This is a genomic window from Streptomyces sp. NPDC026092, assembly GCF_040638605.1.
Classification (GTDB): domain Bacteria; phylum Actinomycetota; class Actinomycetes; order Streptomycetales; family Streptomycetaceae; genus Streptomyces.
Window position 1 is genome coordinate 1 of record NZ_JBEZYN010000023.1, and the last position, 11,936, is coordinate 11,936.

Here is an 11,936-nt window from a genome sequence, read left to right on the forward strand (position 1 = left end):
CCCCGGGCGGGACGCGCGTCGCGTCCCGCCCGGGGGCCGAGTCCCGCCGCTCAGGAAGCGCGGCGGGTGGTGATCCCCGGTCCGCCCTCGCCGTTGACGGCGAGGGCGAGGTCGCTGCGCCGCTTGATCCCGAGCTTCCGGTACACCCGGGTGAGGTGCTGCTCGACGGTGCTGACGGTGACGAAGAGCTTGGCCGCGATCTGGCGGTTGCTGTGGCCGCGGACGGCCAGGGCCACCACCCGCATCTCCGCGTCGCTCAGCACACCGACCAGCGTCTCGCCGCCCGTTCCCGAGGCGGCGAGCTCCTGAGGTCTTCGGGCCGCTTCCGGCGGTGTCCTGGCCGGTAGCGGCACGCCGGACTGCTCGGCGAGCTGGCGGGCCCTGCGCAGCGCCATCCGGCCCTTGCTGTACTGCCCGGTGTCGAGGTGGCACCGGCTCAGCGCGTTGAACGTGTACGCGAGTTCCAGCGGGTTGCCGCACTTCTGCGCGGCCTCCAGGGCCTGCCCCAGGAGGTTCATCCGCTCCTGCGGGGGCGCGGTCGCCGCGAGCGTCCGCAGGGTCAGGGAGCGTGCCTCGTGGTGCCCGGGGCCCACCAGGACCGACTGCTCGGTGGCCAGTTCCCGGGCGCGCGTGATCTCGCCGCGGGCCAGGTGGGCCCGGGCCGCGTCGGTGCGCCAGGGCAGCAGGGCCGGGACGTCCATCTGCCAGCGCGTGGCCAGTTCGCCCACGGCGGCGAAGTCGTCCAGGGCCGCCTGCGACTGGCCGCTCGCGAGCAGCGCGTTGCCGCGGGCGCGGAGGTAGCAGACCCCGAGCAGGGTCTGGAAGATGCCCTCGGGCGGCACCACCTGGAGCTGGGCCAGGGCCCGTTCGGGCGAGCCCAGGACGGTGTACGCCTCGAGGGTGACCGTCAGCGGCAGTCCGATGTGGACGCCCCAACTGGCGGCCGGGGTCTCGGCGAGGGCCCGCTCGGCCAGCCGCGCGGCCTCGGCCGGTTCGCCCCGGTGCAGGGCCAGCTTCGCCCGCAGGCTCTCGAAGAGCACCCGCCAGACCGGCGCGGACTGGCTCCGGGCCGCGGCGGCGAGCGAGTCGATCCACTGCTCGGCCGCGTCGTAGGACCCGTTGACGATCAGCGTGCTGACCGCGAGCACGAGGGGGATCAGCGTGTCGTCGTCCAACTGGTGGCTGACCAGGGCCTGTTCCGCGCACAGGGCGGAGAGCGGCCCGGGGCCGTCCCGCAGCACCCGCTCCAGCTCGACCAGCGTCTGGCCCCGGGTGGCGGCCAGGGGGACGTACGACTCGCCGGCCGCCGCCGTGTCGCCCTCCTCCGCCGTGGCCGGATACATCAGGGCGAGGGTGGTCCGGCACCGCCGCAGGGTGGCCGAGGCCTCGGCGTCCTGGCGCAGCCGGGCGTGCCGCTCCATCTGCTCCAGGATCTCCACGGCCGTGTTCGGGCGGCCGAACCAGAGCAGCGCGTCCACCGGCGCCGACACATGGCGCCCCGTCAACAGGCCGCAGCGGGCGGCCTCCAGGAGGGACGGCAGCCGGCGGGCGGCGGTCCGCGGGTCGGACCGCCACTCGGTGCGGAAGAGCATCGCCGTCGTGGCCGTGAAGTGTTCCTTGCTGCGGTCGTACCGGTAGGCGACGGAGAGGCAGTCGGTCGCGAGCGTGGTGTCGCCCGTCGACAGGCCCTCCTGCGCGGCCTCGAGCAGCACGGCCGCGGCGCAGTCGTTGTCGATCTGGCTCGCGGCGACGAGGTGGTGGGCGACGGCGGTCACCGGAGCGCCGTTCTTGAAGAGCAGCGTCCCGATCCGGGTGTGCAGCTCGGCCCGCGCCTCGGGGGTCATGTCGTGCAGCACGGCGGTGCGCGCGTCGGGGTGGCGCCAGGCGCCGTCCGCGAGCAGACCGGTCTCCTCCAGCGTGCTGAGCGCCAGGTTCAGGGACTGCGGGTGGGTGCCCGGGAGCTGGACGAGGAGCGGGACGTACCGCGGATCGTGCAGGACGGCCATGATCCGCGCGATCGTCCGTACGGAGGTGGCGCAGCGGTAGAGGCAGCCGAGGACGGCCTGTTCGAAGAGGGTGCCGGCGGACAGCACCGGTGCGGCGGGCCACTCGGTCGCCGCCGCGATGGTGTCCTCGACCAGGCCGCGGACGAGGAACGGGTTGCCGCCGGTGGCGGCGAGGCACTCCGTGTCGAGGGCCTGGGCCGCGCTCGGCCCGAGGCGCGCCGCGAGCAGCTCGCGCACCCCGCCGAGGGAGAGGGGCGGCAGCCGCACGCGGTGGCAGACCGGCTCCGGGGGAAGCTCCGCGCGTAGCAGGGTGCTGGAACGGCGGGGTGAGGGGAGTTCGTTGAGGACGAGCAGGAGCGGCGTCGCGCGCAGCCGGCGGGTGAGGGAGGACAGGCACAGCAGGGACGGGGTGTCCGCGTACTCGACGTCGTCGACGCTGATGAGCAGCGGCCGCTCGACGAACTTGACGAGGTCGTGCAGGGCCGTGCCCATCTGGTGGAAGAGGCGCGGCGGGATGGCGACGGAGTCCTGCACGGTGGCGGCGTCGGCGCTCAGGGCCCGGTCGAGCAGATGGGCCACGTGACCGGCGGCGGCGGGCGGCAGTTCCACGCCACGGAACAGCTGGGCGAGGACGCCGAAGGGCACGTACCGCTCCATGCGGGAGGCGGTCGCGGAGAGGTGCACCGCACCCGCGCGCCGGGCCTCCTCGGCGAGGGCGGCGAGGAGTTCGGTCTTCCCGTGCCCGGCCGCGCCGCTCACGACGGCGATCCGGCTGTTCCCTCCCATGGCTTCCCCGAGGAGGCGCCGCATGACCGATAACTGTTCCTCACGCTCGCATATGAGGTGGGGATGGGGCGGGGGAGTGAGCTCGTCCAGAACGACCGACGCTGTTCTTGGAGGCATTCTTTCGACTCCGCTTCGTATTCAGCTGTATCGGAGAAGGGGTGCGCCAGACGAGTCGTACGGATCTTCCGCTGGCGAGCTCTGCCCAGTAAAACCCGGTCTCCCCAGCACGGCAACCAACGCCCACGGCGGAGGTTCAGGCTCCGATTAGCCGCTGAATACAAGGGAGTCCATCGTGCCTGGCGGATCACGGCCACGGGGCCGGAATATCGAGCGGCGGGGAGGATTCCGTGAGACGCGTCACATTCGCCCGTGGCGGCCTGTTGAGGCGTCCACCGGGGTGGTTGCGCCAGGTCGAGGTGCGGAGATCGGCCACGAGGTGCCGGTGATTTTGTTCATGGCTCTACGATCCCGCTGCATGGCGCCGCGCCCACCGCATTTTTTCGGCCGGAAATCAGACTTTAACGTGGCCGTCCGGAGGGGGCCGAAGTTTCCGACAAACCACCCCATGCGGCCGGATCGGGCGATCTTCGCGCCGAAGCCCGGGTGGATCACGCCTCTTGACGCGCGGCCGCATCTCGTGCAGGAAAAAGGGCGCGCGCCCCCGCGATACCGCTAATCGGCGCCATGGCCTGAAGTCGCCCCTTGGCCGGTCGGGTTCCGTGCGCGCCGTCGAATGCCGCAACTCCCCCAGCGTCGTACAAGAGCGGACCGAGTGGCTCCGGAACCGGTCGACACCTCCCGAGGACTTCTACCCCTCGTTCATGTTTTCTCCGTCTCTGCTTCACCGGTCCGTGTAGCCACCAGCGCCCAGCGCCGTGATTGTCATGCGCGCAGCTATGAACGCGTAGTCGATTGTCGGCCACGCGTGGGGTCAGGGCGAAGGGGGCGGGTGCGGTGTCTCGGCCACGGTTTCTGTTTGTCTCATGGGTGGACGTCGAGAGACGTCAGGCACCGCACGAGTGGACGCCCGGCGATGTCGGCGCGGAGGCCGTGAGCTGGCGGCTCGTCGGGGCCAACAACCACGAACTCGGGCGCGGCCCCGACCTCCACGGCGGGCACACCGCCTGCAGCGCGGCCGTCCGGCGGCTGCGCGACGGACTCGACCGCGCGGTCCCCCTCGTCTCCATGGGCGCCACCACCGGCGTCTGGAGCTGGCAACTTGCCCTGGACGACCGGTGCGTCGCCGTCGCCGCCCGCACCTTCAGGCGCCAGCGCGAGTGCCGCCACAGCCTGCAGCTCTTCCTCGCCGCCGCCGCCGAGGGCCAGCTCGCCGCCGGCGTCACGTACACCCGTCGACTGCGCGGCCTCCGGCTGCCCGACGCCGTCCGGGGGACCGCCTCGTGAGCACCGTCACCCCCGCCGTCGCCCCGGACACGGACGCCCCGCGCCCCCGGTCCAAGGCCGGCGACCCCGCCGACCGGGTCTTCCGCGGCGGCGCGCGCGGCGCCGGAGCCGTCGTCCTGGTCACCATGACCCTGGTCGGCGTCTTCCTGAGCGTCCGCGCCGCCCAGGCCCTCGGCGACGCCGGCTGGTCGTTCGTGACCACCTCGGCCTGGGAGCCCGACTCCCACCGCTTCGGCATCGCGGCCGTCCTGCCCGGCACCGTGCTCATCGGCACCACCGCGATCACCTTCGCCCTGCCGCTCGCGCTCGGCACCGCGCTCTACATCACCGAGTACGCGCCCCGCCGGCTGCGCCGGACCCTGGTCAGCCTCGTCGACCTGATGGCCGCCGTGCCCAGCGTGGTCTACGGCCTGTGGGGCTTCTTCTTCCTGCAGCCCCACATCACCGGGCTCGCCCGGTGGATCTCCACGTACTTCGGCTGGATCCCGATCTTCGCCGTGGACGGCGCCGACCCGCGCGACCCGCTCGCGCCCGCCACCGTCTACACCTCCTCCACCTTCATCGCCGGGATCGTCGTGGCCCTGATGGTCACCCCCATCGCCTGCTCGGTCATGCGGGAGGCGTTCGCACAGGCCCCGCCCGGCGAGCGCGAGGGCGCCTTCGCGCTCGGCGCGAGCCAGTGGGGGGTCATCCGTACCGTCGTCCTCCCCTTCGGCAAGGGCGGCATCATCGGCGGGACCATGCTCGGGCTCGGCCGGGCGCTCGGCGAGACCATCGCCGTCGTCATGATCATCTCGCCGGTCTTCTTCTTCCAGCCGCACATCCTGGAGAACGGCGCCAACTCCGTCTCCGCGCTGATCGCCCTGCGCTACGGAGCGGCCAGCCCGCTCGGGATGTCCGCGCTCATGGCGGCCGGCCTCTCGCTCTTCCTGATGACCCTCGTCGTCAACTTCATCGCGTCCTCCGTGGTCGCGCGCAGCCGGTCCGGAACGGGAGCCGACGCATGACCCTGACCACGCCCGCGCCCCCCGCCGAACCCGAGGCGACCGGCACGGTCACGCCCGACGTCGTCCCGCACGGCCCCGGCGCGCCCACCGAGAACCGCCGGGTCACCTCCGCGCTGCACGCCCGGGACGTCTTCGCCCTGATCGGCTCGGGCGCCGCCGCCGTCGCCCTGACCGCCGTGGTCTTCGACCGGGTGCTGCCCTGGAACGCCCCGCTCGGTTTCACCGTCGTCACGTACCTCGCCTTCATGGCGCTGTACGCCGTCCTCGTCTCCCTCGACGAGAACGGCGCGACGGTCCGCGCCCGGCTCGCCCAGACCCTCGTGCACGCCCTCGCGGGGCTGCTGCTCGCGGCGCTGCTCTTCATCGTCGGCTACGCGCTCTGGCGCGGGTACGAGGCGCTCGGCCACCTGAACTTCTTCACCGAGGACATGTCCGGCACCGGACCGCTCCAGCCGATCACCGACGGCGGCATGGTGCACGCCATCGTCGGCACGCTCCAGCAGATCGGCATCTCGCTGCTGATCACCGTGCCGCTGGGGCTCGCCTGCGCGGTCTTCCTCAACGAAGTGCCCGGCCGGTACGCCCGGTTCGTCCGCACCATCGTCGAGGCGATGACGGCCCTGCCGTCGATCGTGGCGGGTCTCTTCATCTACGCCACCGCGATCCTCGCCCTGGGCCTGGACAAGTCCGGCTTCGCCGCCTCGCTCGCGCTCTCGGTGATGATGCTGCCGATCATCATCCGGGCCGCCGACGTGGTCATCCGCCTGGTGCCCGGTTCGCTGCGGGAGGCCTCGTACGCGCTCGGCGCCGGGCAGTGGCGCACCGTGTGGACGGTGGTCCTGCCCACCGCCCGCTCGGGTCTGACCACCGCCGTCATCCTCGGCACGGCGCGCGGCATCGGCGAGACCTCCCCGGTCCTGCTCACCTCGGGCGCCGCGACCGGCCTCAACCTCAACCCCTTCGACGGGCCGCAGACCTCGCTGCCGCTGGCCACGTTCACCCTGGTCGCCTCGCCCGAGAAGACCATGATCATCCGAGGCTTCGGCTGCGCGGCGCTCCTGATGGCCCTGGTCCTGCTGCTCTTCCTGCTCGCCCGCGTGATCGGCGGCCGCGGCCCCGGCCAGCTCAGCCGCCGTCAGCAGCGCCGCCGGGCGGCCGCCTCGCAGAAGGACGTGGAACGCATGGGCACCCGCCCGGCGGCGCCCGCCGCCGTGGCGCTGCCCGCGCAGTCACCGCCCCCGAACTCCCCGCCGCCACCGGCCGGCTGACCGCTCGCCGCCCTCTCGTACGACCCGCCACCCCCGATCAGGAGACCCTCGATGTCCGGACGCCCACCGGCATTCCCCGCGCGCGTGCTGCGACGCAGCCTGGCCGTGCTCGTCACCGCCCTCGCGCTCGTGGTGCCCGTTGCGCCGCCCGCCGCCGCCGAGAGCTACGTACCGGTCTCCGGCGCGGGCTCCACCTGGAGCCAGAACGCCCTCGACCAGTGGCGGGCCAACGTCAAGCAGTACGGCATGACGGTCAACTACAACGGCACCGGCTCCTCCGACGGGCGCAACCAGTTCCGCAACGGCACCGTCGACTTCGCCGTCTCCGAGATCCCGTACGGCATCAACGACTCGGGCGTCGCCGACCCGCCGCCCTCGCGGAAGTTCAGCTACATGCCGATCGTCGCGGGCGGCACGGCCTTCATGTACAACCTGAAGATCGGCAACCGCCGGGTGACCAACCTCCGGCTCTCCGGCGAGAACGTCGCCAAGATCTTCACCGGTACCGTCACGATGTGGAACGACCCGGCGATCAAGGCCGACAACCCGGGCCTCGCCGCCGCCCTGCCGGCCCGCCGGATCGTCCCCGTGGTCCGCTCCGACGGCTCGGGCACGACGGCCCAGCTGACCACCTGGCTGAGCAAGAAGCACGCAGGGCTGTGGGACGCGTACTGCGGCAAGGCGGGCCGCCGCACCCCCTGCGGCCCGACCTCCAACTTCCCCGTGATCGGCGGCAAGGGCTTCGTCGGCCAGTCCGGCTCCAACGGCGTCTCCGGCTACGTCGCCCAGGACGGCAACCAGGGCACGATCACCTACGTCGAGTACTCGTACGCGGTCTCCACCACCGGCTTCCCGGTGGCCAAGATCCTCAACGAGAAGGGCTACTACACCGAGCCCACCGCCCAGAACGTGGCGGTCTCGCTCACCAAGGCGGGCATCAACGCCGACCTCACCCAGCGCCTCGACGGGGTCTACAACAGCACCGACCCGCGCACGTACCCGCTCTCCAGCTACAGCTACATGATCGTCCCGACGGCCCTGGAGTCGAACTTCAACCCGCAGAAGGGCAAGTCCCTCGGCGCGTTCGCGTACTACTTCCTCTGCCAGGGACAGCAGTCGGTGGACCGGCTCGGTTACTCGCCGCTGCCCATCAACCTGGTCCAGGCGGGCCTGACGCAGGTCCGCCGGATCCCCGGCGTGGCCGCCGAGAGCATCGACATCAAGAAGTGCAAGAACCCCACGTTCTCCAGCGACGGCACCAACACCCTCGCCAAGTCCGCGCCGTACCCGCCCGCCTGTGACCTCAAGGGCGCCAAGCAGTGCGACACCGGCACCGGCGGCAACAAGACCCCCACCAAGACCGGGGGTTCCTCGGGCGGCTCGGGCGGTTCCGGCGGCGCCAACGGCGGTACGAACGGCGGCGGTTCGGGTGGTACGGCCTCCGGCGGCGGAGCCGCGACCGGGGGAGCCGCCGGCGGTGCGACCGGCGGCGCGACGGCCGGTACGGCGGCCGCGGGCGGAGCCGCCACCGGCGGCGGTACGGGCGCGGCCACGGGGGGCGCGCTCGACCCCGACACCGGCCAGCCGATCGCCGCGGGCGACGCGGGCGGCTCCGGCGGAGGCGGCGATCTGTACGGCGTGCCGGTGACCACGGCCGCCGGCCTCGGCGGCGGGCTCCAGACCGCGCTGATGGTCCTGGGCGCCGTGCTCTTCTTCGGCATCACCGTGGGCCCGCCGCTGCTGCACCGGCGCCTGGCCGCCCGCCGCGCGGGGGAGGGGTCCCGATGACCCGTACCCGTACCCGTACTTCTGTACGGACCGGCTCCCGGTCCCGGCTGCGGCACCTCCTGGGCACGCTCTGCCTCGCCCTGGTCCCCGTCGTCGCCACCGTCGGCACCGGCCTCGACCCGGCCGCGCCGCCCGCGTACGCCGCCACCGGCGACGACTCACGGACGACCGTCTCCGGCACGGGCGACTTCGCCGACCTGAAGATCACCGTCAGCCAGACCCGCAACCTCGTCAACCAGGTCGTCAAGATCACCTGGACCGGTGGCGCGCCCACCGTCTCCGACACCGCGTACGCCGCCAACTACCTCCAGATCATGCAGTGCTGGGGCGACGAGCGCGGACCCGGCACCGACCAGTGCCAGTTCGGCGGCTCCTCCGCGCTCGGCGCGGGCGCGGGCAACCAGGCCGCCGGCGCGTACACCAACAGCCGGCAGCTGAACTACGGCGCGAACCTGAAGGACTCCGAGAACCAGCCGCTGCCCCCGCCGAGCCCCAGCGGCATCTCCTACGCGCCGTTCCGCTCGGTCACCGGCGACGAGGTCAGCCCGGGCAACTGGAACGAGTTCTTCGACGTCAACAGCACCAACGAGGTCCCGTACGCCCGCACCAACCCGCGCGGCGAGGGCGAGGTCTACTTCGAGGCGCAGACCGGCGTCGAGGCCCCCGGCCTCGGCTGCGGCGACGCGACGGAGAAGGCGGGCACCGTCACCGGCCGCGGCTGCTGGCTGGTGATCGTGCCGCGCGGGACGAAGGAGGTCGACGGCAGCGCGTACACCGCCCAGTCCAGCGGCCAGCTGCAGTCCTCGCCGCTCTCCCCGGCCAACTGGAAGCACCGCATCACCGTCCCGCTCGGCTTCGAGCCGATCGGCAGCCACTGCCCGATCGGCGCAGAGGAACGCGGCACGCTCGGCAGCGAGATGGCCGCCGAGGCCGTCACCCGCTGGCAGCCCGCGCTCTGCCGGACCGGCGCCAAGGCCATCTACGGCTACGCCCAGGTCCCCGACGAGACCGCCCGCGTCAAGCTGCTCTCGGGCAGGCCCGGCCTGGTCTTCGTCGGCCGCAACGCCGAGATCACCACCCCGCGCAAGGACCACCGCGCGCCCGTCTACGCCCCGGTCGCCGTCTCCGGCATCACCATCGGCTACTTCATCGAGAGCCAGGCCTCCTTCCGGGCCCCCGACGCGGTCAAGCAGCGCAACGGCGCCCGGATGGGCACCCTGCGGCTGACCCCGCGCCTGGTCGCCAAGCTCCTCACCGAGTCCTACCGCGACGGCGTCTCCCGCTTCGCCGAGAGCGTCGCGAAGAACCCCGAGAACCTCGGCCGCGACCCGGAGTTCATCCGCCTCAACCCGGAGTACGCCGACCTGGACTTCGGCGGCAAGCTCGGCGACGCCCTCGTCCCGCAGCCGCTCGCCGACACCACCCGGCAGCTGTGGGCGTGGGTGGTCCAGGACCCGGCCGCCGCCGAGTTCCTGAAGGGGACCCCCGACAACCAGGGCACCCACGGGAACCCGGGGAACGCCGGCGCGACGGTCAACCCGCACTACAAGAACCTGGCGACGCCGCTCGACACCTTCCCCAAGAGCGACCCGTACTGCCAGCCCTTCGACGACCGGCCCGACTTCCCGCTCTGCATCCAGGACAAGAAGCCGTACGCCACCGACATGCACGCCGCCGCGCGCGCGGCCGGGCGCGGCGACACCCTGGCCCGTACCTCCTGGGACCCGACCGCCACCCCGCCCGCCTACAAGAAGGACCCGCCGCAGCCGGCCGGTCAGCGCGCCGTGCTCGCGGTGACCGACACCGCGACCGCCGACCGCTACGGCCTGATGCGCGCCGAACTCCTCAATGCGGCAGGGAAGTTCACCGCACCCGACACGGCGTCCATGACCGCCGCCGTGGGCGCCCGCAAGGCCGGCACCGACGGAGTGACCCTGCCGGACCCGGGCTCCAGGAACCCGGCCGCCTACCCGCTCACCGTCGTCACCTACGCCGCCACCGTGCCCGCCGACCTGACGGCGGCCGAGGGCCGCGACTACGGCACCCTGCTGACGTACGCGGCCGGCGCGGGCCAGAACCCGGGCGTCGCCTCCGGCACCCTGCCGCACGGCTACGCGCCGCTGCCCGAGGCGCTGCGCGCGCAGACCCGCAAGGCCGCCCACCAGGTCACCACGCAGGCGGGCAAGAACGCCTCCACGACCACGCCCCCGCCGGGCACGGCCGACGGCGGCGCGTCCGGCGACGGCGGAGCCGGTGGCTCCACCGGCACGAGCGGCGGTTCGGGCGGCGGGGACGGTACCGGGTCCGGCGGCGCGACCGCGGGCGGTACGCAGTCCACGGCGGGCCCGAGCACGGGCCCCAGCCAGGCCGCCGTACCGCCGACCACCGGGAAGCCCGCCCCGGCAACGCCCGCCGCGCTCGGCGAGCCGACCCCCGGCCGGGCCGTCGGCTTCGTCCGGAACGCGCTGCTCATCTGCCTGATCGTCGGCGCCCTCGCGGCCTTCACGGGCCCGCTGCTGCCGAGATACCTGCCGCGTCTCCTGGCGGCCGCACGCACGCAAGGGAGGAGGTGATGCCCGAAAGCGTCTGATTCGTCCGCGCCAACGGAAGTCCTGCACACGCGCCCCGGGCACCACCCGGAGCGCAGCCTAGCTGAGGAGAACCCCCAGTGAACAAGAAGAAGACCGGCCTCGCGCTCGCCGCGGCGGCGCTCGCGGCGGTCACCGTCGGCAGTGGCCTCGCCTCCGCCGACCCGGCCGGCCCCCCGCAGCACCGCGCGCTCTCCGGTGTCGGCTCCGACACCACCCAGGACGTCATGAACGGCCTGGCCGACGTGGTCACGGTCAACGGGCAGAAGGTCATCGGCTCGTACGACGCCACGGGTTCCGCGAACATCACGACGAAGAACCCGGCGACCACGCCCAACTGCACCCTCGCGCGCCCCAACGGCTCCAGCGCCGGCCGTGCCGCGCTGCTGACCTCGCTCCAGGCCGGCAACGGCTGCCTCGACTTCGCCCGCTCCTCCTCGCTGAGCCTGGGCGCGGCCAACCCGGGTCTGACGTACGTGCCGTTCGCGATCGACGGCGTCTCCTACGCCATCACGCCCGGCTCGTCGATCCCGCGCAAGCTGACGCTGACGGACCTCAAGGCCATCTACCACTGCGACCCCGACTACGTGGGCTCCGGGCCGAACTACGACATGACGGTCTACCTGCCGCAGGCCGGTTCCGGCACGCGTTCCTTCTGGCAGTCGCAGATGGGCATCACCGAGGCCGACGTGGTCGCGGGCGTCTACCCCTGCATCAAGGACAAGAAGGGCACCGCCCCGGTCCAGGAGCACGACGGCCGCGTCCTCGACGACAAGGCGATCGTGCCGTTCTCCATCGCGCAGTACCAGTCGCAGTCCTCGCAGACCATCGCGGACCTGCGCGGCCGGGCCATCCTCGGCACCGTCGACGGCCTGTCGCCGACGGTCCTGAACAGCGGCTTCGGCGTGAAGCGCGACGTCTACAACGTCATCCCGACCAGCAAGGTCGGCACCTCGCCGTGGAGCGACGTCTTCGTCGGCCCCAACTCCGGCATCTGCAAGCAGTCCGCCGTGATCAACACGTACGGCTTCGCGACCAACCCGAACTGTGGCGACACCACCAAGCAGACCCCCTGATCAGGAGCCTGAC

General features: G+C 72.7%; 7 protein-coding genes. 6 read left to right on the forward strand and 1 reads right to left on the reverse strand.

The features are described from left to right. Positions 1-50 precede the first annotated feature (50 nt). Positions 51-2,909 (reverse strand): AAA family ATPase, encoded by a 2,859-nt coding sequence (locus AB0F56_RS29830; RefSeq protein ID WP_362015072.1) that lies wholly within the window; start codon positions 2,907-2,909, stop codon positions 51-53. Positions 2,910-3,779: 870 nt separating this feature from the next. On the opposite strand from AB0F56_RS29830, the gene AB0F56_RS29835 reads away from it, so the two are divergent. From AB0F56_RS29835 to AB0F56_RS29860, 6 genes are all read left to right on the forward strand, one after another. After that, positions 3,780-4,196 carry a hypothetical protein gene (locus AB0F56_RS29835; RefSeq protein ID WP_362015075.1) on the forward strand — a complete coding sequence of 139 codons (417 nt, stop codon included), beginning with the start codon at positions 3,780-3,782 and terminating at the stop codon, positions 4,194-4,196. Next, positions 4,193-5,203, forward strand: coding sequence for a phosphate ABC transporter permease subunit PstC (gene pstC / locus AB0F56_RS29840; protein ID WP_362015077.1), 1,011 nt, complete (start codon positions 4,193-4,195; stop codon positions 5,201-5,203). Before AB0F56_RS29835 ends, pstC begins: the two co-directional genes overlap by 4 nt. Further along, positions 5,200-6,471 (forward strand): phosphate ABC transporter permease PstA, encoded by a 1,272-nt coding sequence (pstA, locus tag AB0F56_RS29845; protein ID WP_362015080.1) that lies wholly within the window; start codon positions 5,200-5,202, stop codon positions 6,469-6,471. Before pstC ends, pstA begins: the two co-directional genes overlap by 4 nt. Before the next feature lie 51 nt (positions 6,472-6,522). Further along, positions 6,523-8,259: a phosphate ABC transporter substrate-binding protein PstS gene (gene pstS, locus AB0F56_RS29850; RefSeq protein WP_362015082.1), complete on the forward strand. Its 1,737-nt coding sequence runs from the start codon at positions 6,523-6,525 to the stop codon at positions 8,257-8,259. Beyond that, positions 8,256-10,832 carry a hypothetical protein gene (locus AB0F56_RS29855; protein ID WP_362015086.1) on the forward strand — a complete coding sequence of 859 codons (2,577 nt, stop codon included), beginning with the start codon at positions 8,256-8,258 and terminating at the stop codon, positions 10,830-10,832. Before pstS ends, AB0F56_RS29855 begins: the two co-directional genes overlap by 4 nt. A 95-nt stretch (positions 10,833-10,927) precedes the next feature. After that, a complete protein-coding gene (locus tag AB0F56_RS29860) occupies positions 10,928-11,923 on the forward strand; it encodes a substrate-binding domain-containing protein (RefSeq protein ID WP_362015089.1) in 996 nt (331 codons plus the stop codon). Positions 11,924-11,936 lie beyond the last annotated feature (13 nt).